The sequence below is a fragment of the Allorhizocola rhizosphaerae genome, assembly GCF_003426775.1.
GTDB lineage: Bacteria > Actinomycetota > Actinomycetes > Mycobacteriales > Micromonosporaceae > Allorhizocola > Allorhizocola rhizosphaerae.
This window is the reverse complement of sequence record NZ_QJUG01000081.1, coordinates 1-21371: the sequence shown is the minus strand read 5'-3', so window position 1 is coordinate 21371 and position 21371 is coordinate 1. Positions and strand designations below refer to the sequence as shown.

Genomic DNA, 21371 nt, shown 5'->3' with positions numbered 1-21371 from the left:
ACCTGCCAGCGGCTCTGGCCGCTGACGTCACAGATTCGCGAGATGATCTGGTCTTCGAGATCTGTACCCGTTTCGCCTTCCAGATCTTGTCGGCCAGGCTGACCAGCAGATCCTCGACGCTGATATCGGGAGCGGTCCAGGTTCCGTGGTTGGCGCGAAGCGGGCCAGCCGATGCTCGACGCCGGACTCGATCAGTAGTTCGTATCCTGCCTGCTCGTGGTACCTGCCAGGCTGTGACAGCTCGGCGGTGTGGATCGTCTTGCCGATATCGTGGGTGGCCGCGCCGAACAACACCTCCTCGCGGTCGAACACAAGCTGCGGGTACAGCTCAGCGATCCCCGCCGTGAGGTGCCATGCCGCGTCATGCACGGCACGCAGGTGAGCCGCCAGCCTCGGCGGCGCGGACACCTTTCGTAGCAGAGCGGCCATGTGCTCGGGCAGGGGCCGCACCTGCGCGGCGCCGGTCAGCGCTCGGTCGAGCAGGAGGCCATCCACTCGGTCAGGGTAGCCCGGCATCCGCGATACACCGGCCGCAGCAACCGAACCCGCTCCTTAAGCACCGCCATGGACCGGTCCCAGCCGATCCGCTCCGCGATCACCGTCGCCGGCATCTGCAAAAACTCCTTGAGAAACCCCCGAACCCGCGGCTCCACATCATCCACAATGGACCCCGGCACCGCCCGCACATACCGCGGCGGCTGCACCGAACGCGCCGCGTTACGGACCGTGTTCCGCGCCAGATGCAACTTCTTCGCGATCGCCTTGTTGTGATACGAGGTAGCTGTCGGCGGAAAAGCCGTGGCGGGTCAGAGATGCTTTGGACTCGGTCGCGCCGGGAGGCACCGCCTCGCCTGCCGCGTCCACTTCAACCAGCCCAGGCAGTCGGAACTCCACTCCGCTTTTCCTTTTCGCCGCGCAGGCAACCGCAGGTGTCCGACTGGGCAACGTCGACGTGTCGTGTCCGATGTGGATGCGGTGGCGCTTGCCTTACGGGACTTCACCTAGGGGTTGATAGCAGGTGGCACTCTGCTGTCATGAAGCTTTCGGCGCAGGTAGAAGGCCCGTTCCCGTTTACGGCTGTCGACCTCGGACCGGAGCACCTGCTTGCCGGTGCTCGGCACACGCTTTCCGACTTCGAGCGCTGGCGCGCCGCGCACCCGGCCGCGATAACGGCCCACCTCGATCGGTGCCACGATCACCTGCGCTGGATGGCCACACATCGACGGCGCCGGTGGCTCGGGCGCCGTGACGATCCGGCGCGCGTGGAATTCGCCCGTGAGGCGGCGTATTTCCTCGTCTATGACATGGGCGAGATCCCCAGCCGTGAGATGGTCGACGCCTGCGTGGCCGAATTCCGGTGGCGTCGCGATAGCGCCCGCACTCTGGCCGCAGACCTCGATTGGGGCGATGTGTCCGCGGTAATCGAGGCGATCGAGCGCCGTTTCCCGCGGCTGCGTGGCCTTGCGGAGCGGCAGTGGCTGGCCGAACACCTCGAGCGCCTGCACCGCGGCCTTCCCGAACAGGTCGTCCGCAACGGCGGCATGGGCAAAGTTGTCCGGGCGATGACCGGCGTGCTGGCCATCGCCGTCTACGACACCCTCGACGCCGATACGGCGCAGCGCCGGGCACACCTATCGCATGTCTTGCCCGGGGCGTACGCTCTGGGCGCCGCCTACGCCATCGTCGACGACACGCTGCAGGACTTGCCGGCCGGTTACCTGTCGACGACCGAACGTGACCGATGCCACCGGATGATCCTGCGAGGGCTGTCGACCGGTGAGCCGATCGACAGCGCGGACGTCCCCGACCACCCGCTCGCCGAACAGCTGCACGACCTGTATGAGATAGCGCTCAACCGGTACCCGTTCGGGCTACGCAAAGACCTCTACCAGGCGGCGGAGGCAATGTACTTGGCGCAGCACCGCGATGCCGCCCGAACCGCCGGTCAACCACCCCCCGGCGGCCTGGCCGACATCTACCCGGACGTCTTGCTCAAGGCCGGGCTGAGCCGGGTCATCGCCAACACTCTGGGCCGGCGTAAGCTACCGGAGGGCTTCCATGCCCGCTGCCTCAATACGACCCTCGTGAGCCAGTTCAAAGACGACCTCATCGACCGCGAGGACGACCGCCGCGCCGGGCGACTGACCCCGTTCACGCTGTCCATGCAGGCGTGCAGAGGCAACCCGGTGGAGGACATGATCGCCTACGAGGCGTATGCCGCCGAGAAGATCTTCCAAGGCGACCCGATCGCGGCCGACGCGTTGTCCTACATGGGAGCCTTGAAGATGGCCACTCACCTCAGCTCCCATCCGGACCGTGCAGCCGACCTTGTACGCCTCTATCGCCCCGGCGACGGCGTTGCCCGCTTCCTGGTCGCCGCCGGCGCGGTGCCCGCCCGGGCCGTGGCAGCGCTGAGGCCGGTCGACATGACGCTCAAACTGTCCACCGGGCGTGCGCTCAGCGCGCGCGACCAGTGCAGCATCGATCCCCGGACGTTTGTGCTGGACCGCATCCCGATGATCGAGGAGACCGTACGGCGCTTCAGCCCACCAGCTGCGGGCGATGCTCAGGCCACACCCTCCGAAGTAGACAAGGTCATCGCCTACGCCCTGGATGCCGGCGGCAAACGCCTGCGGCCGGGGCTGACTCTCATGCTCGCCGAGTCGCTGGGCCTGGCATACCACCGGATCGAGCCGCTGCTCGCGGCGGGCGAGCTGTTTCACACCGCGAGCCTGCTCTTCGACGACCTGCCCGCGCAGGACAACGCCACCCTGCGGCGCGGTCGCCCGGCCGCGCATCGGATGTTTCCCGAGGGCAGCGTGCAGCTGGCGGGGATCGCGCTGCTCTCGGCCGGGTTCGGCGCGCTCGCCACACTCGACCGCCACTATCCCGCCAAGACGGTCACCGAGATCGTCCGGTATGCCGGGGCCGTGTTGGGTCCGCAGCGGCTGTGCCGCGGGCAGGCCATGGACCTGCGGATGAGCAGCGAAACAGGCGCAACGACCGAGGAGATCCTGCAGATGTACGCCCTCAAGACATCCACCATGTTCGAGGCTGCGCTGGTACCCGTGATGATGCTCACAGGCAGGGCGAACCCGGAGATCGAGCTGATGCGGCGCTACTGCCACCACGCCGGGATCGCCTTCCAGATCCGCGACGATGTCCTGGACGCCACGGCGGCCGCGGAGCGGATCGGCAAAGACGTAGGCCACGATGCTGGCAAGGTCAACATCGTGCGAGCCCAAGGCGCCGCAACGGCCGCCCGGCTCATGAGGTCGCATGTAGACCAGGCACTGGCAGCCTGCGCACAACTGCCTTTCGACACCCGGCTGTGTGCCGGCGCTGTCCGTTACTTCGCCACGCGTAGGGCTTGAACCACGGCGGCACACGCCAAGACCGAGACGGGCGGAGTTCCGACGCAAGACAGCATCCTGACCTGAACTGAGGTTTGCCCTTCAGGACCTTGCTGGCGAATTCACGTTGGTGAGAGCGCTTGGGAGAGCTTGGTCAGTCGGGATGTCTAGGTAGTGGCGGTGGAGGTGCCCGTGATCCAGGCGTCGAGGCGGATGATGTTGATGGCCGCTGCGGTGAGAACATGTTGCAGGTGCGTCTTTGTCTCTCCGCAGTAGCGGGCTTGGTGCACGTTGGCGCGTCGGGATGCTTGTGCCATGGTGCTTTCCGCTCCGAGGGGAGTTTGCCCAAGATCGTGGACACCCTGACAATTGGATCGTGAGGATCCATAGGACAGGAGTTCCCGTTGGGGACGTCGAAGTACTCGTCTGAGTTCCGGGCTGATGCCGTGGCGCTGTACCAGGCCGATCCAGGGCGTACGTATGCGTCGGTCGCCAAGGATCTCGGGGTGAACCACGAGACGCTGCGGGTGTGGGTGCGTGAGGCCGAGGCTGCGGCCGTGCCCGGGGCTGTGGGGAGCACCGCGTTGGAGAGGGAGAACAGGCAGCTCAAAGCGCGGGTCAGGGAGCTGGAGTTGGAGCGGGAGATTCTGCGTCGGGCGGCCAAGTATTTCGCGGGCGAGACCAGCTGGTGAGCCGTTTCCAGTTCGTCGCCGACCACCACGACGTTTACGGCGTCAAGCGGCTGCTCATGCTCCTTTCGGTGTCTCGGTCGGGGTTCTATCGCTGGCGGCGGACCGCGCCTGCCCGCGCCGAGCGTGAGCACGCCGACCAGGTCCTGACTGAAGACATCGCCGAGGTTCACCGGGAGTCCGACGGCACGTACGGCAGTCCCAGGGTCACCGCCGAGTTGCGTGATCGGGGCCGTGCGGTGAACCACAAGCGCGTCGCGCGGTTGATGCGCCGCGGCGGGATCGTCGGGGTGCACCTGCGCAAGAAGGTCCGTGCCACGATTCCGGCGCCTGACGCGGTGCCGGTGCCGGATCTGATCGGACGGGACTTCACTGCGGCCGAATCGAACCGCAGGTACGTGGGCGACATCACCTACCTGCCGGTCGGGGACGGCAAATTCTTGTATCTGGCAACGGTTTTGGATTTGCATTCCAAGCGTCTGGTGGGTTGGTCGATCGCCGATCACATGCGCACCGAGCTTGTCGCCGACGCGTTGAAAGCCGCGGCCGGCGCCAGGGGCGGGGATCTGCGCGGGGCGATCTTCCATAGCGACAACGGCGCCCAGTATGTGTCCAAGGACTTCGCGGCGCTCTGCCACCAGTTCGGCGTGGTCAGATCACGTGGGGCTGTGGGTGGCAGCGCGGACAACGCCGCTGCGGAATCGTTTAACGCCAGCATGAAACGCGAGACCCTGCAAGGCGCGAAACGGTGGCCCACAGCCCGCGCCGCCCGCCTCGCGGTGTTTCGCTGGGCCACCAGATACAACACCAGACGTCGGCACTCTGCCCTTGGCCAGCAAAGCCCTATCGCTTACGAACAACGATCAACTACGCTAGCCCTTGCCGCATAACAACCGGTGTCCACGATCTTGGGGGAAGCCCCTTCGACCTGCTGGATGAGGTGGCTGATGGCCCAACTCGTATATATTGCACCCCGTGATCGGAGTGGATCACCGCCTCCCGACGGCTGTCTATTGTGGACAGCCATGCCAAGCGCATTGGTGACAAGGGAAGCGGTCTGGCTGGAGTCGATGGACCAACCGACTACCTTGCGGGAGAACGTATCGAGCACAACACAGCAATACACCTTCCCCTCCCGCGTAGGGTGTTCGGTGATATCGGTGACCCACAACTGATCCGGCGCCTGCCGGTCGAACTTGCGGTCCACCAAGCCGCCGGCGAAAGGCGTGCCGTGCAACGGCCTTCGCCGCTGCGACCCGGGTAAGCCGACCAGGCCGGCCCGTTGCATGAGCATCTCGACCGCGCCGTGCCCGACAACGATGCCCGGCCCGGCCGCAACTCGGCTGCACCCGCCGAGGCCCATAGGTGCGGCGGCTGGTCGTGTGGACCTGCCGGATCATGTCGGTCAGCCAGGCGCGGCGGATCGACCGCGGCGAGGGCGGCCGGCTACGCCAGGCGTAGAAGCCGGATTCGGAGACCTGCACCCTCCGGCAGCACACCTGGATCGGCAGGCCCTCAGCGGCCATCGAAGCGACGGCCGCGTACCGGGCTTTTGGGGGCACCGCCTCCTTGAGCAACTCGTTGGCTCGCCGGTGAACGGCCAGCTCGGTCTCCAACTCGGCGATACGCTGACGCGTCGCGACCAGCTTAGCCTGAATCCACGGGTGCGTTCGTTTCAGCGAGTTGACCTTGACTGTCTCCCGCGTGTGCATCGATGAGTGGCGATAGTGACTTGTGTGGTGCGTGTGGTATCCGCCGGGCTCGGATTTCCGGCTTGCTCCAAAAGTGGTTGCGGGGCTTGGGGATCGGTCAGATGGTGGCTGGCGGGCTGACAGTGTTGGTGAACAGTCGCTGCCAGTCGTGTCGCCAGCGCCAGCCGGTGGGCAGGTGCAGGATCAGGCGGCGGGCGTGGCGGGCGATCCGCGCCGGGATGTTGATCAGTGTCGCTGCTCGGGCTTTGGCGTGGACACTGCCGGTGGTGCCGGCGCGGCATCCTGCGGCGCGGGTCAGGTTGTGTGCCATGGCGGCAAGGGTCAGCCAGGCGGCGTTGGCGGCGAACCTGCCGGAGGGCAGGTGGGCCAGGGGTCCGTCGATGAGGTCGGCGAAGACCTGTTCCTGGATGGCGTGGGCGCGGTGGGTCAGGTCGGCCTCGACAGTGGAGCTGTCGTCATCGGTCAGGAACTGGTGGTGGCGCCAGATCGGGAACAGTTCTTCCTGCCCGGCCGGGGCGGGATTCTTCTCGCGGACGCGGCGGACAACCAGCCGCGCGGTGACCTTGTGCTGTGTGGTTTCGAACGCGGTATATGCCGTTTCGGCGACCTCGGCGTCAGAGATCCATTGGCCGGTGGTCTCGTCGAGGACCGCGCCGGGGTAGCGCACCGGCCTCCACGCCGTCTCGTCGATGCCGGCGATCGCCGCGGCCACTTTCGAGTTGGACTGCATCGTGACCGAGAAGTTGGCCCCGGCTTTGCGGCAGGCCGACACGACTGCGCCCGAGCCGAACGAGCTGTCGCCGCGTACCAGGATGTTGCCGTCAGCCCCGCACGCGCGGGCAGTCGTGATCGCCTGGCGCACCAGGGAAGCGGCGGCGCGGGCGGAGGCGGCGTTACCTGCCCGCAGCCTGGTCGCGGCGATCACCGGCGCCGCAGCCGGGGTGCTGATCGTGGCGATCAGCGGTGAGAGCCCCCGTAGTTTCACCTTGTACCCGCCGACCTTGGCATGCCCGAACCCGGCGCCCTGCTTGGCATGCCCGTACACCCGCCGCAACAGCGAGTCCACATCCACGAACACCTGCTGAGCCGCGCCGGGCAGCAGCGGCACCCGTTCGGCCAACGCGGTCAGCAGATCCCGTGAGGCCGCCTCCAGCTGCAGACCGTGTCCCCAGGTGAAAAACCGCAGGAACGACCCCAGCGTCGACGGCGCATACACACCGTCGAACAGCGCCTTCATCCCGCCGTGACGCAGCAGGTCCAGATCGTCGATGCTGTCCGCGCCGGCGACCATGCCCGCCACGACCGCCGCTGCCTTGCCGCCAGGACGAGCCCCGGCTGGCAGCTCCGGGCGCACCCGCCCGTCCACCAGCCCGGCCAGGCCCACCTGTTCGGCCAGGCGCATCACCGGCACCAGCCCGGCACACGACACCAGATTCGGCTCGTCGAACCGGACGAGCACCTCACGCGGCCCATGCGATAACCTCACCTGCGAGGTGTCCTCTCGTAGCGGGTAATGGTTGTCTCAGCAACTTCCATTCTCCCAGCTCAGGGGACACCTTTCTACCTACGTCCACAATGGACACTAAACCGTTACCGGTGGATCCAGGCTTAGCCTGGTCGGTGGAGGTGATTCCCGGCATCTGTCCGGTATCAATGAGCTCCTGCCTGCGCCACACGTAGATCGTCTGGTCGCTGATCTTTAAGCGTTGGCGATCTGCATAACCGTACGTCCGGCCTTGAGCAGGTCGAGCACCTTGCGCCGGAACTCCGGCGGGTAACTCCTTGGCATGGTGTCCTCTCCGGACCCGTCAGGGGCATGCCAAGTCAACCAAATCTTCTCCCCCAAACCGGGGGCACATCAAGGCGTGTATACCTCGCCATCCCCGCATCGGCCGACGAGAGGCTGCGGGTGGTGGGCGCCTGGCCCGGCAGGCTCGGCTGCTGGAAGGCTCACCCAACATTGACGAATTGGTACTTTCCGTACCGGTACCCGGAAATTCTCTCAATGTCCATCACGATGTTTGTCCATATCGGACGGCGGTCCTGATGTGATATAGATAGCTTGGAATTTTTGGATGCGAAGCGTAAAGGGAGTGGCGATGAGACTTCTGCCGCGCGTGCGCGGATCAAGACGCGGTCTGGTAGGCGCTGTCGTAATGGCGATCCTGCTGTCGATGGGAGCACAGGCGGGCGCCTCGCCCGCGACGATCGAGAACCTTCAAGCCTGGCACGAGACGATCGCCGGCGTGCCACACCCATCGGCAAAAGGATGTTTCACCGCAACCTATCCCAGGTTGGTGTGGCGGGAGACGAAGTGCGCGGCCCCGCCCACGACGCCAATGACACCGAAACCTCCCGGACCCACCCCGCTGGTCATCGGCAGCGGCAACAGCATCTCGGCACAGACGCCCGCCGGGCCGATATTCCAGGCGTTCGGGTCGTTCGAGAACGTCTCCGGCGTGACCAGTGTGAGCTCGCCGATCACTCCCGGCGGACCGGCGGTGGCCAACGCCTACACCCTCCAGCTCAACACCAACTACTTCAAGACTCCCGCCTGCGCCGGTGCGGCCTTTCCGGATCTGTGTGGGGGTTTCACACAGTTCGTGTTCGCCAACAACGGCACCAGCGGACTGGTCTACATCGAATACTGGCTGCTGTCATACAACACAACCTGCCCGGCCGCCTTTGCCCCGGTGATTCTGGGCGGTGACACCTTCTGCCGCCAAGCCACCCCGGCCGCGACCGTCTCCACCAACACCCCGATCACCTCCATGGCGAACTTCCTGCTGTCCGGCGACATCAGCGGCGCCACCGACCGCGTCACCATGTCGATCGGCGGCACGGCCTACTCCTCGACCGGGACCAGCATCGTCGATCCCGGCGCCGAGTGGATAATGGCCGAGTTCAACGTGTTCGGCTACGGCAACGGACACATGGCGACCTTCAACTCCACCGCCGCCGCCCACGTCCGCACGAGGATCAACTACGGCGGCACGGCCCCGCCGATCTGCGTGGCCCAGGGCTTCACCTCGGAGACCAACAGTCTCAACTTCGCTTTGCCCAGGCCGCCGTCGACCCCGGGAACCCCACCACAACTGCCGGCGGTCATCATGCATCAGAACAACAGCGGCGGGGCTCCGACCAACTGCGACGCGGCCGAGGTCTGGGGCGATACCCATCAAATAACCTTTGCCGGTACGAACTACGACTTCCAGGCCACAGGCGACTTCGTCGAGGCGCTGATCGAGCCCACGGCCGTGCCGCAGCCCGCGCCCGCCGCCGCGGCGCCGGCTCAGACGCTCTTCGAGGTGCAGACCCGCAAGGTGTCGGGCGCTCCGAACTGGCCGAACACCTCGGTCAACAAGTCGGCGGGCGTGCGGATGGGCAACACCAGGGTGGCGGTGTGCGACGGGACGCGTCTGGTGGTGAACGGAACCACGACCACCCTGGATCCCGACAGGTCGATGTGGCTGTCGGCCGGGGTGGACATCCACCGCCGCGGCAGCAATGTCTGGATCGTGCGCGACAAATCCGGCAACAGCGTGCGAATCCAGGCTAACAGCGGCTACACCGACGTCAAGGTGGGTCTCGGAACATGGCCCGTCCGGGTGCGTGGGCTGCTGGGCAACCCCAACAACAATCCCAACCTCCTGGAGGCCAGGGACGGCACCCAGTTCGCCATCCCGATCTCGTTCAGCGACCTGTACAACAGGTATGGCGCCAGCTGGCGGGCGAACCCGCTGAACTCACTGCTCCAGCCGTGCAACACGGTCGCCACGGGCAATCCGTCCGGGCCGTTCTTCACCGGCCATCTCGCCCCACAGGTCCGCGAGCAGGCCGAGGCGATCTGCCGCCAGACCGGAGTCCCGGCGGCGTGGCTGGACACCTGCACCCTGGACGCCGCCGTGGTAGGCGCGCATGCCGCGCCGGCCTTCGTCGGCATGGAACCACCGGTCGTCGATGCCAACCCGAACGACAACCTGGCGCGGGCGGCGACGGCAAGCGCATCTTCCACGTACTCGGGCTACTCCCCAGCCCGCGTCAACGACGGAGCCCGGGACACCCGCCTCGGCCCTACATATAGTTGGGCCAACAACGCCGGCACGTACCCGCCGAACAATCCCGAGTGGGTCCGGCTCGACTTCGGCGCCGCCAAGACGTTCCGCCGAGTCGTCGTCTACACCAGCGAGGGCTATCCCATCCGGGACTTCGACATTCAGGTGCTGAGCGGCGGTACGTGGGTCACGCCCGCCGGTGGCGCAGTGCGCGGCAACACGCAGCTCAGCCGGACCATCAACTTCGCTACCGCGCAGAGCTCGCAGTTCGTCCGCGTCCTCGGTATGCGCGGGCCGACCCATCAGGATGGCTACGTCAGAGTCAACGAGTTCGAGGTTTATCCACAGTAGACAATCGCGCACGCCCCGGGTAGGGCCCGACCCTCACAGGTGCCGTACCCGGGGCTGGTCCCGTCCATCTATATGTCGGAATGAAGCGCAACTGCCTCTAGGCAGCAACCCAACCAGAGGAGGCACCACCTTGAGAGGACGCCGAGCCACCCTGAGAGCGATCGTCGCCGGTGCCACCGGGATCCTCACGGCGATCGCTCTCGCTACGGTTGTCACGAACGCCGATGCCGCGCCGGGCGAGCGGACCCTCACCCTCGCCGGCGAGCGGGAGCAGGTCCGGCTCGCGGCAACCGGTGCCACACATCAGATAAGCCACGACGCGGGGCGCACCTGGAGCCACCGGCTGCCCACCCCCACCCGGATCCACCTCCGCTCGCGGACGTTCGATCCACTCACGACGGTGACGATCCAGAAGGCAAGCGCCGCCTATATCGTGCAGTTCGCCACCTCGCCGCTGGACAGCCAGCGGCGCGACCTTCGGCGGATCGGCGTCCGGCTGGGGGCCTACCTTCCCGACGCCGCATACGTCGTGCGCATGACGCCGCAGCAGGCACTTGAAACAGCCAAGAAGCCTTACATCCGTTGGGTCGGCGCCTACGAGCCGGCCGACAAGCTCGCCCCGGAGGTGCGGCCGGGGCGGGTCCGGATCTGGCTGACCGAACCGGACGTGGCCGAGCAGGGTGCGCTCATCAACCGCATCGAGCAGATCGGTGGCGCCGTGCAGCTCGCCTCCGCGAGCCAGGCCGTCATCGAGGCCACATTGGACAATGCACAGCTGGATGCGGTGGCGGCCGAAGGAGCTGTGCTCGCGATCGACCAATGGTCGGCGCCGGAGACCGACATGCACAACGCCCGCGAGGACGGCGGCGCCAACCTCATCGAGGCCGCTCGCGGCTACCGCGGGCAGGGCGTGCGGGGCGAGGTGATGGACGGTGGCCTGCGCACTACACACCAGGAGTTCCGCGCCCGTCCGCCGATCCTGCACGGCGCCAACACCACCGACACCAGCCACGGCACCTCGACCTACGGCCAGATCTTCGCCCAGGGCGTGGTCGGCACCAACCGGGGCATGCTGCCGGAGGCGCAAGGCGTTATGGCGACGTACAGCACGGTCACCGACCGATACGCGCACACCGCGCAGCTGGTCGACCCGGCGGGCAACTACCGCGCGGTGTTTCAGAGCAACAGCTGGGGCAGCGCGCTGACCACGTCGTACACCACGGTCTCGGCGGACATGGACCGGATAGTGTTCGACCACGACATCCTGATCTGCCAGTCGCAGAGCAACGCCGGCACGCGAAGCTCGCGTCCGCAGTCATGGGCCAAGAACGTCGTCAGCGTCGGCGGGCAGTATCACCGCAACACGCTGGCGCGTACGGACGACGCGTGGAGCAGCGGCGCGTCGATCGGTCCCGCGGCCGACGGCAGGATCAAGCCGGATCTGTCGAACTACTACGATCAAATCAACACCACATCGTCCGCAAGCGACACCTCATACACCTCAACCTTCGGCGGTACCAGCGGAGCAACTCCGATCACGTGCGGAAACTTCGGTTTGCTGTTCCAGATGTGGGCCGACGGCGTGTTCGCGGGCGGCCCCGGGCTCGGGCGTGACGTGTTCGACTCCCGGCCACACGCCGCGACCGCCAAGGCACTGATGATCAACCAGGCGAATCAGTACACGTTCAGCGGCACCGCGCACGACCTGACCCGGACCCATCAGGGCTGGGGCACGGCCAGCGTGGGCAACCTCTACGACCAGGCGCAGGCCAACGGGTGGCGGCTGCCGGTCCTGGTCAACGAGACCGATCTGCTGACCGTGGGCACGAAGAAGACGTACACCGTCAGGACCGACGGCACCCAGCCGCTGAGGGCGACCCTGGTCTGGACCGACCCGGCTGGCTCGCCCAGTGCCGCCAAGGCGCAGGTCAACGACCTCACGATGAGGGTGACTGCGCCCAACGGCACGGTCTATTGGGGCAACAACGGCCTGGACTCCGGTAACTGGTCGACCGCCGGTGGTGCGCCCAACACCGTGGACACCGTCGAGAACGTGTTCGTGCAGAACCCGACGCCGGGCATTTGGACCATCGAGGTCTCCGCCGACACCATCGGCGCCGACGGCCACCGCGAGACCCCGGCGACCGACGTCGACTACGCGCTGGTCGTTACGGCCCAGGTGAGCGTGCCGCGCCGCTTCACCAACGAGACCGACTTCCCGATCAACGACAACACCACGATCCAGAGTCCGATCACGGTGAGCGGCATCTCGGGCAACGCCCCGTTCACGCTCCAGGTCGAGGTGAACATCACCCACACCCACATCGGTGATCTCGTCATCACGCTGGTCGCGCCGGACGGTAGCCTGTATCTGCTGCACAACCGGGCGGGAGGCAGCGCCGACAACATAAACACCACCTACACGGTGAACGCCTCACACGAGGTGGCCAACGGCACCTGGCAGCTGAGAGTCGCTGATCGGGCCACCGCCGACTTTGGGACCCTCAATCGCTGGTCACTGGTCTTCTAGCCCGAAGTTACTGATGATTTCGGGGTTGATTTGGTTGGTGGCCTGGGGTTGTGGCGTTGATTGTGGCTGATTTGTAGCCAGTAACGGTAGTGACGTCGGTTGATTGTTCGGCTAGGTTGTGGTGGTGGCCAAGCCATCGGGCGCGATGCATGTGTCGAAGATTGTGAGCAGACGCGGTGAGCGGGAGTACGTGTCGTGGCTGGTGCGCCGCTCGTTCCGCGAGGGCGGCAAGGTCCGGCACGAGACTTTGGCCAATCTGTCGGCGCTGCCCGAAGCGACGATTGAGGCGGTCCGGGCCAGCCTGGCCGGTAAAACGTTGGTGGCGGCGGGCAAGGATCTGCGTGTGGTGCGCTCGTTGCCGCACGGACACGTGGCGGCGGTGTGGGCGCAAGCCAAGGCGTCAGCTCTGAACTCGTCGGAGTACTTCGATGGACGTCCCACCTGGACATTCCCTTCCTGAACCAACAGGTCCAAGTTTCAGAGTGCCCACCTCGCGGGTCAAACCTCAGTCGTGGGCCGATGGCGGTGCGTCGTTCAACGGCGGCGGCGCCATCCAGACGGCCGGCCCGGTGGTAGACACGGCTTCGTCGTACACGGTGTCGGCGTGGGTGAAAATCCCTGACGCGGCAGGCGATTACGCGGCGGTGACGCAGCGCGGGTCGCAGGCGAGCGCCTTCTACCTCGGCTACGACACCGGCCCGGGCCGGTTCAGGTTCGGCGCGTATAACGCGGACACCGCCAACACCGGGTTGACCGCGGCGACCGCGACTTCGCCGCCTGCCGTGGGCAGCTGGGTGCACCTGGTCGGCGTGCGTGACCAGGCGGCGGGGCGGCTGAACCTGTACGTGGACGGAGTGCTGCAGTCATCGGTCGTGGCTCCGCCCGCGTTCGCCACCAGCGGCCCGTTGATGATTGGCGGGTATCAGTACAACGGGTGCGCCTGCTACTTCGCCAAGGGCGGCATTGACAACGTGCAGGTGTATCCCAAGGCCATCACGGCGGCGCAGGTTTCGGCGCTGCACGGCAAGGGCCGTGACGGCGCGTCGCTGTCGACCTATCCGACCACGTCGTGGACCTACGATCAGCGTGGTTTGACGATCACGACAACGGACCCCAACGGCAATATCACGCGCACCGAGTACGACGAGGCGGGGCAGCCTGCTATCTCGACCGCGCCGGCCGTGGTGGCCGAGGAGAGTGGTGGCACGTCGGCGCTGGCCGTCCCGGTGATGAGCATCGGCTACAACACCTTCGGTGAGGTGGTCGAGAACAAGGACGCCAAGGGCCGGGTGACCACGACCGTGCGCGATGCGGCGGGCCAGCCGACGCAGGTGCGGCTGCCGGCCTACACGCCCCCTGGCTCGAGTACCCCGATCAGTCCGGTGTCCAAAACGGAGTACGACGACGCCGGTTCAGGTGACCAAGACCATCGATGCGCTGTTGCACGAGACGGCTTACGTGTACGACCAGCTCGGCCGGGTGGCGCGGGTCACCACGCCCAACGCAGGCCAGACCAGGTACACCTATTCACTCAATGGCGAGCAGCTGTCGGTCACTGATCCGAACGGAGCGCGTTCGGAGGCGACCTACGACTTCCTCGGGCGGAAGGTCACCACGACCGCGATCGAGCGTTCGCCCGCGGCCGCCTTCGTGACCGAATACGCCTACGATTCGGCGGGACGGCTGTCATCGCTCAAGCCGCCGGGCCGCGGCGCGACCACCTACGGCTACAACGCCGCTGGCGAGACCACCTCGGTTACCGACGCGGCCGGAAACGTCACGCAGTTCCAGTACGACTATGCCGGGCGCAAGACGGCAACGATCGCGGCGGACCTGTCCAAGCAGACGGCCGGTTACGACGCGGCCGGACGTCTGATCGTGAAGCGGCAGGTAAGCCCGGCCGGTGCGGTCCTGGCCGCCACGTCGGTGACCTACGACGCGGCCGGTCACGCGCTGACGTCGACCGATGCGCGCGGCAACACGACCTCGTTTACCTATGGCGCAACGGGTTCGGTCACGCAGGTGATCGAGCCGGTGTCGGCCACGGAGTCGATCACGACGTCATTCGGGTACGACATCGCGGGCATGCCGACCCGGTTCACCGACGGGCGCGGCAACCGGTTCCTGACCACATACAACTCCTGGGGAAAGCCGGAAGCCGAGATCGAACCCGACGGCGCGGCCTTTACCATCGCCTATGACGCCGCCGGGCGGCCGGTCACCCGCAACGCACCGGGCGGGGTGACGGTGACCAATGCGTACAACTCCATGGGACAATTGATTTCTCAGACGGGTACCGGCGCCGAGGCGCCCACGGCGGGCCGAGCCTTCGATTACGACCTGGGCGGGCGGATGACCTCGTTCGCCGAGGGCGGCAGCACGAGCAGCCTGGGCTACAACGACCGGGGCCTGTTGACGTCGGTGACGGGCGCGGCCGGGGCGTCGTCGTTCGGCTGGACCGGTGACGGTCTGATGGCCTCACGGCAGGACGCATCCGGTACCACATCATATGGTTATGACAACGCCGCACGGCTGTCCACGGTGTCCGATGCCTCGACCGGGCAACAGGCCTCGTTCGAGTACGACACCCTCTCGCGGGTAAAGTCGATCACCTATGGTGGGTCGGGCAACAAGCGCAGCTACACCTACGACGGGCTGCATCGGCTAGAAACCGATAGCCTGGCCCAGCCGAATGGGGCGACCATCGGGTCGATCACCTACGGCTACGACCTCAACGGCAACGAAACCTCCAAGACGACGGTCGGTTTCGCCGGCGCCGGGTCCAACACCTACACATACGACAACGCGAGCCGGTTGGTGTCGCACCACGACGGCACCAACACCACCACGTATGCGTACGACAAGTCCGGCAACCGGACGCAGGTCGGCTCGCGCGTGTTCACGTACAACACGCGTAACCAGCTGACCTCCGACGGATCGGCGACCTACACCTACACGCCGCGCGGCACCCTGAGCGGCACCACAGTGGGCACGGTCACCACACCGTCCACCTTCGACGCCTACGGCCAGCAGATCACCCAGGACACCCGCAGCTACGCCTATGACGGCCTAGGTCGGGTGCTCACCGCAGGCGCGGCATCGTTCGCATACAGCGGCACCGGAAACCACGTCGCCTCCGACGGCACGGCCACCTACAGCCGCGACCCGGCCGGTGACCTGTTCGGCGTCAAGACGGGCGCCAGCGGGGTGTTCGCCTGGACCGACCTGCACGACGACGTCGTCGCCCAGTTCACGTCCACCGGCACCACGCTGACCGGCTCGCGCACCTACAACCCGTTCGGCACCCTGCTCGCGACCGCCGGCATCATCGGCAACCTCGGCTACCAGTCCGGCTGGACCGACCCGAGCACGGCCCGCGTGAACATGCACACCCGCTGGTACAACCCCGACACGGCCCAGTTCGCCTCCCGCGATACCGCCACGGTCTCACCGATCCCGAACTCTATCCGGGCCAACCGGTACGCCTATGGCGACGGCAACCCGCTGACCGTCACCGACCCCACCGGCCATTGGGGCCTGTGGAACAAGGTCACCAGCGCGGTGTCCAGCGCGGTCAACAAGGTCTCCAGCTTCGTCAGCAATACCGTGTCGACGGTCAGCAACGCGGTGTCGTCGGCCTACAACTGGGCCCGCGAGAAGGTCAGTGAGGTCAAGAACTGGGCCGTCCAAAAGGTCCAGAACGTTGTCCAGAACACCAAGAAGAAGCTGAACAAGGTCAAGCAGGCGGTCGTCAAGGTTTACAACGCCAGCCCCATCAAACAGATCGTTGACACGGCCACGCAGGTAGTCAACAACGTCGTGGACACGGTCGTCCAGAAGACCACCCAGCTGATCGAAGAGGGCAAGAAGGTCATCGTCGACGCCTACAAGGCGGCCGAAACCTGGGTCAAAGAGCACAAGGCCGAAATCGCTGGCTTCGTGGTCGGCGCCGTCGTAGGCGTCGCCTGCGGCGTGGCCATCGGCTGGACCGGCGTAGGCGCGGTCGCCTGCGGCGCCCTCGCCGGAGCCGCTGGCGCCTGGGTCACCGGCGCCATGCAGGGCAAGTCCGGCTGGGACCTGGTCGGCGACGTCGCCGCCGGCGCGCTCTTCGGCGGCGTCACCGGCGGCCTGGGCTCCATGTTCGGCGCCGCCCTCAGCAAGGAGGCCGGCGCCCTGTGGAACGGCCTCGGCGGCAAAACCGCCCTCGGCTCCGCCTGGAACGCCCTCAAAGGCGAAGGCGCCAACATCGCCAACGGCTTCCGAGGTGTCGCCAATACAGTCACCGGCGGCGCGCGTAACGCCTGGAACAGCGCTACCACCTCCCTACGCGAGGCCGGTGAGGGCATCACCAGCAGGCTGAGGAACGCCTTCAGCCGCGAAGCATGCCACAGCTTCGACCCGAAGACACCAGTCGTTCTAGCCAGCGGCCAGTCCATAGCCATCGACAAGCTGAAGGTGGGCGACAAGGTCCTCGCGACCGACCCGCAGACCGGCCGCACCGAAGCGAAGCCCGTCACGGCGCTCCACGTCAACCTCGACACCGACCTCACCGACCTGACCGTCCGCGATCACAAGACCGGCCGGACGACCGTCCTCAAGACCACCCAGCACCACCCGTTCTGGGACGCTACGCGCAAGGAGTGGGTCGATGCAGCCCAACTCCGCCCGGGCGACTCCACCCTCGTCGACGCAAAAGGCAACACCAGCACGGTCACGAGCGTCCAGAACCACATCGGCGCGGCCACCATGCGCGACCTAACCGTCGACGACATCCACACCTACTATGTTCTAGCTGGGGAAACGGCGGTTCTGGTCCACAACAACAATGGACTTGGTGCATGCAGAACTGGCGGCGGTCGCCCGGACGGGCAAATCGTGTTCAGCGGGCACGGCGCACTCGAACCCGGGGCGGGTTTGACTCGCATCCCGAAAGGAACTTCCCTGAAGATGTACAGCAAGCATGGCGAAACAATCCTCGACAGCGAGGGTAACGCCATCGAAATCGGTGATGACATTATGCATGTGCAGGAGTACAAGGGTGGCCAGTATGTCCAGGACTATACGTTGTACCCCGGAGATGGCTCGAACGGGCTGCCTAAACTCAATATCATGGGTAACCCAAGAGTCGCAACCAAGCCAACCAGGTTGTCCGCACTGCTTGAACCCAACAAGGGAACTTGCCACTGGGCGGCATGTAGGGAGGTCATAGATTGACCTACTTTGCTGATCTCAGCCCGTACACCTATCTGAAATCCGAACAGGCGGTTGGGTTGTTATGTGTCGGTTGGCTCGAGGCAGGCCATGAATACCCGATCGGGCCCACTCCGCCGAGGTTCGTGGCCAGGCTTGGAAAGCTGTGCGCCGAAAGGAAAACGGCTCAGACCCGCGGATTTCATCGCTGCACCTTTAAACCTTGTGACAAGCTGCCGCATTGGCCGCCTCTGTCTACGATGATCAACGACAGAGAAGTGTTCCTCGGCTCGGCGGAGATCCGGGTTTCTGCGGGCAAGGGCATCAGCTTTGCGGCCCCAGATCTGATTTATCACTACGTTGTTGACCATGGATATAAGCCACCGGCACAGTTCGTTGAGGCTGTAATGCATTGCGACGAGCGCGGCTCAGATATTTGATCCAGTCTCGTTTCGCGGCAATGGCAGTTGGGTCGACGTAACGAGGCATTAGGCCCCGACAACGTGTTCAGCCATGAGTGCGAAATAGCATACCCGGGTCATATTGATCCAAGGTGTATCGTGTCCTGTACGCTGCCGGATGGCACGGTCGTGCAAAATCCAAATTTTGGGAAGAGAAGTGATGTGAACGTATTCAGCTACGAGCGGTGAACAACGAGCGAGATACTCGGTTCGTGAACTTCGATGTCCCTGCTGAGCGACCATTCCGCCTGCTAATGACCTTCGGTGACCGAACCTTTGAATTTGTCGAAAACGACTTGTTTGCAGCGCTGATTTCCGCCCGAACGGAATTGGAACGGGGGCTATCTGCTTTGCTGCCAGGGTGCCAGGCCCAACGTGTTTCCTCGGGATTGATGCGGCAGATGAACAACGGCCGGTTCGCCTACGCGCTGACCCGGGACCATCCTTTGTCCGAGGAGGACATAGTCGATTGTTTCGCTGAGTCGGATGCATCCGAAGTGGGAACAGTTGAACAGCAGAACTCTTTTGAGCATTATTCGTGCGCCCAGCAGAGTGGAGGTTGACCATGTAGGTGGTTGATCTTTGTTTGTAAGCTCGTCGTCGCTTGCCGGTGTGAGTCCGGTCCGGGTAGCTGTCAGGAGGCCCGGTAGCAGACTGGCGGCTTGGTCTGGAAACGGGCCGGGTCGAAGCCCAGTGTCGAAAGCCCTTGTGGGGGAGCGACTGTGCGGTCCGTAGCATGAAGCGAAGCCTGCGGCGTCGTTACTCTGCTGCCTTCGGGTGGCGCGTGGGAGTGCCGAGCCTCTCGAATGCGGGGCGAAGGCCATGGAAGCGGTGAAGATCCTGAATGTGCAGCCGTGATGGACTCCTCGGCGTATGGGGCGCGGAACGTGCAGATAGTGGCGGCGGGAACTGGGGAGGCCCTCCCCGGCCCGGCAACCTGCGGATGGTGTTGCTGGAGCGTGGTGTCCTATAACCGATGATCTCGGGAAGTGGATGGCTGGCCGGGAGGGTGTCGGAGGCGGCCGTAGTACTGGTTGAGCCGGGTGGACAACATAACCGCCGGTGAGGGAAGGGCCGCTGCTTCGTCGATGCGCAGTGCTGATGAAGGGGTGCCTGGTGAGTGCCGTTGAGGCTAGTTCCACCACATCGGGGTCCAGGTTGGATCCGGTTCGTGCTTTGCAGCATGCGCTGTACCGGGCGGCCAAGGCTGATCCCGGGCGTCGGTTCCATGCGCTGCGAGACAAGGTCTTCCGCAGAGACGTCTTGTGGCGGGCGTGGGTGGCGGTGCGCCGTAACGACGGCGCGCCCGGCATCGACAGAACCACTTTGGACCATGTTGAGCAGTATGGGGTGACCCGGCTGCTCGACGAACTGGCTGTCGAGCTCCAGGAGGGCAGTTATCGGCCGCTGCCTGCGCGTCGGGTCTGGATACCCAAACCCGGCACGAAAGAGCGGAGGCCGTTATCGATTCCTGCGGTTCGTGATCGCGTGGTGCAGGCCGCGGCGAAGATTGTGCTCGAGCCTATCTTCGAAGCGGACATGGCCGAGTGCTCGTTCGGGTTCCGGCCCAGGCGCTCGGCCCACGACGCCCTCCAGGTGCTCATTGATGAGTCTGGACGGGGCAGGCGATGGGTGGTGGAAACGGATATCGCAAACTGCTTTTCGGCGATTCCGCATGACAAGTTGATGCAAGCGATTCAGGAACGCGTTAGTGACCAGGCGGTCCTCAAGCTCCTGCGGGTGATGCTGCGCGCGGGTGTCATGCAGGACGGTCGGGTCAGTCGTGAAGACACCGGCGCCGCGCAAGGCGGGGTGATCAGTCCCTTGCTCTGCAATGTGTATCTGCACCGGATCGACCGTGTGTGGGACACCCGTGAGCATGGGGTGCTGGTCCGTTTCGCCGACGATGCGCTGGTGATGTGCAAGTCGCGTGAACAGGTCGAGGCTGCCCTACAGCGGTTGCGGGATCTGTTGGCAGAACTCGGATTGCAGCCGAAGGAGTCCAAGACCCGTGTTGTTCAACTCGCCGTCGGTGGTCAGGGAGTAGATTTCCTGGGCTTTCACCACCGGCTGGTGACGATGCGATCACGTGATGGTCAACGCGCAGCGACGTTTCTGGCCCGCTGGCCCATGAACAGAGCGATGCAGCGTGCTCGCGACAAGGTCCGTGAGCTCACGGGCAAGCGCAGGCTGCTGCTGTCACCCGAAGTGGTTGCGCAGGACATGAATATGTTTTTGCGCGGATGGGCCGGGTATTTCCGATATGGACACTCGGCTCGGCACTTCGGCAAGATCATGCTTTATGCGCGGAGCCGGCTTGCGCACTTCATCAGTAAACGTCATCGCCGAAGCCGAAGCTTCGGCTGGTGGGTGCTGTTGGAGGCCAAGCCCCGTGAATTCGGCCTGATCAGACTCTCCGGAATCGTTGTCCAGCCCAGGGCGGGTAAGCCCTGGCGGGAGAAACCGAATGCCGGCGGTGAACGACGTCGGTGAGCCGTGTGCTGGAGAACGGCATGCACGGTTCGAGGTGGCGGGAGCTGGAAACGGAACCTACCTGGTCACGGGAAGGCAAGTGGGACGGCCCAACGGGAAACCTTGGGAGTAAAGGCTTGCAGCCCTACCGCCAGCACAGGAGACCGCGCCAGTTCCCGACCCTACAGTCGATGCTGATCGATGGCCTTAACGGGACGTGTCGCTCGACCAGGAAAAGCGTCCTAAAATGGACGCGACGGCCGCGTTCGGGTAGACCTCCTGGTCTGTGACCACACAGAAAATCTTCGCCGACCGGCCGTCGCGGGTCGAGAATATGACGGGTCTGACCTGCGATCAAGTCGACCGGCTCGTCCTCGACGTGTACGCCACCGGCGACCTGGACCCTGCCCGCCGTCGAGCGCTCGGCCCGTACCGCACCGTCCTGGTCGTGCTGCTGTACCTACGCCATAACCTGTCCCAAGCCTTGATCGCCGAACTGTTCGGCTGCTCCCAGCCCACTGTCTCACGCCTGGTCAGCAGGCTCACCCCGATCATCAG

Annotated in this window: 16 protein-coding genes; 11 read left to right on the top strand and 5 right to left on the bottom strand. The window is 65.3% G+C overall.

Annotated elements, in window-relative coordinates:
• Positions 1-27: 27 nt before the first annotated feature.
• Positions 28-495, bottom strand: a complete 468-nt coding sequence (locus DM816_RS18860) for an HD domain-containing protein (RefSeq protein WP_246002034.1) — start codon at positions 493-495, stop codon at positions 28-30.
• A complete protein-coding gene (locus DM816_RS18855) occupies positions 465-704 on the bottom strand; it encodes a hypothetical protein (RefSeq protein WP_162907617.1) in 240 nt (79 codons plus the stop codon). The genes DM816_RS18860 and DM816_RS18855 overlap by 31 nt, the downstream gene beginning before the upstream one ends.
• 330 nt (positions 705-1034) lie before the next feature.
• Between DM816_RS18855 and DM816_RS18850 the strand changes: the two genes are divergently transcribed.
• Positions 1035-3374 carry a polyprenyl synthetase family protein gene (locus DM816_RS18850; RefSeq protein WP_162907616.1) on the top strand — a complete coding sequence of 780 codons (2340 nt, stop codon included), beginning with the start codon at positions 1035-1037 and terminating at the stop codon, positions 3372-3374.
• A 146-nt stretch (positions 3375-3520) separates the two neighbouring features.
• Here DM816_RS18850 and DM816_RS45845 read toward each other — a convergent pair whose 3' ends face one another.
• Complete coding sequence (locus DM816_RS45845) at positions 3521-3868, bottom strand: transposase (RefSeq protein WP_425455250.1); 348 nt, start codon at positions 3866-3868, stop codon at positions 3521-3523.
• Between DM816_RS45845 and DM816_RS18840 the strand changes: the two genes are divergently transcribed.
• A protein-coding gene (locus DM816_RS18840; protein WP_117211563.1) for an IS3 family transposase occupies positions 3758-4932 on the top strand; the annotation gives its coding sequence in 2 pieces (ribosomal slippage) (positions 3758-4025 and positions 4025-4932; 1176 coding nt in all). The two genes, DM816_RS45845 and DM816_RS18840, sit on opposite strands and share 111 nt — an antisense overlap.
• On the opposite strand, the gene DM816_RS45840 is transcribed toward DM816_RS18840, so the two are convergent.
• Both DM816_RS45840 and DM816_RS18830 read right to left on the bottom strand, forming a co-directional pair.
• Positions 4893-5330, bottom strand: a complete 438-nt coding sequence (locus DM816_RS45840) for a DDE-type integrase/transposase/recombinase (protein WP_211588764.1) — start codon at positions 5328-5330, stop codon at positions 4893-4895. The genes DM816_RS18840 and DM816_RS45840 overlap by 40 nt on opposite strands.
• Positions 5331-5851: 521 nt before the next feature.
• Positions 5852-7240, bottom strand: coding sequence for an IS1380 family transposase (locus DM816_RS18830; RefSeq protein WP_211588763.1), 1389 nt, complete (start codon positions 7238-7240; stop codon positions 5852-5854).
• 670 nt (positions 7241-7910) lie between these two features.
• Here DM816_RS18830 and DM816_RS18820 point away from each other — a divergent pair.
• The 9 genes from DM816_RS18820 to DM816_RS18790 form a co-directional block, all read left to right on the top strand.
• A complete protein-coding gene (locus DM816_RS18820; RefSeq protein WP_162907615.1) occupies positions 7911-10160 on the top strand; it encodes a discoidin domain-containing protein in 2250 nt (749 codons plus the stop codon).
• A gap of 130 nt (positions 10161-10290) precedes the next feature.
• Positions 10291-12690 carry a proprotein convertase P-domain-containing protein gene (locus tag DM816_RS18815; RefSeq protein WP_246002033.1) on the top strand — a complete coding sequence of 800 codons (2400 nt, stop codon included), beginning with the start codon at positions 10291-10293 and terminating at the stop codon, positions 12688-12690.
• A gap of 124 nt (positions 12691-12814) precedes the next feature.
• On the top strand, positions 12815-13150 hold the full coding sequence (locus tag DM816_RS18810; RefSeq protein WP_162907614.1) for a hypothetical protein: 336 nt from the start codon (positions 12815-12817) through the stop codon (positions 13148-13150).
• Between the two features lie 22 nt (positions 13151-13172).
• On the top strand, positions 13173-14249 hold the full coding sequence (locus DM816_RS18805) for a LamG domain-containing protein (RefSeq protein ID WP_162907613.1): 1077 nt from the start codon (positions 13173-13175) through the stop codon (positions 14247-14249).
• Positions 14149-17904: a polymorphic toxin-type HINT domain-containing protein gene (locus tag DM816_RS44565; protein WP_246002036.1), complete on the top strand. Its 3756-nt coding sequence runs from the start codon at positions 14149-14151 to the stop codon at positions 17902-17904. The genes DM816_RS18805 and DM816_RS44565 overlap by 101 nt, the downstream gene beginning before the upstream one ends.
• The gene (locus DM816_RS42700; protein ID WP_162907611.1) at positions 17901-18320 is read left to right on the top strand and encodes a DUF7919 family protein; all 420 of its coding nucleotides are present in this window, start codon (positions 17901-17903) and stop codon (positions 18318-18320) included. Before DM816_RS44565 ends, DM816_RS42700 begins: the two co-directional genes overlap by 4 nt.
• Before the next feature lie 233 nt (positions 18321-18553).
• The gene (locus DM816_RS42695) at positions 18554-18904 is read left to right on the top strand and encodes a hypothetical protein (protein WP_162907610.1); all 351 of its coding nucleotides are present in this window, start codon (positions 18554-18556) and stop codon (positions 18902-18904) included.
• A 613-nt stretch (positions 18905-19517) separates the two neighbouring features.
• Positions 19518-20834, top strand: coding sequence for a group II intron reverse transcriptase/maturase (ltrA, locus tag DM816_RS18795; RefSeq protein WP_246002032.1), 1317 nt, complete (start codon positions 19518-19520; stop codon positions 20832-20834).
• A gap of 265 nt (positions 20835-21099) precedes the next feature.
• On the top strand, positions 21100-21371 hold a 272-nt coding region (locus DM816_RS18790; protein WP_162907609.1), incomplete at its 3' end, for a helix-turn-helix domain-containing protein.

Coding starts and splice junctions, on each gene's coding strand:
- DM816_RS18850 (WP_162907616.1), top strand. CDS start 1,035: ATGAAGCTTTCGGCGCAGGTAGAAGGCCCGTTCCCGTTTACGGCTGTC.
- DM816_RS45840 (WP_211588764.1), bottom strand. CDS start 5,330: ATGCAACGGGCCGGCCTGGTCGGCTTACCCGGGTCGCAGCGGCGAAGG.
- DM816_RS18820 (WP_162907615.1), top strand. CDS start 7,911: ATGGCGATCCTGCTGTCGATGGGAGCACAGGCGGGCGCCTCGCCCGCG.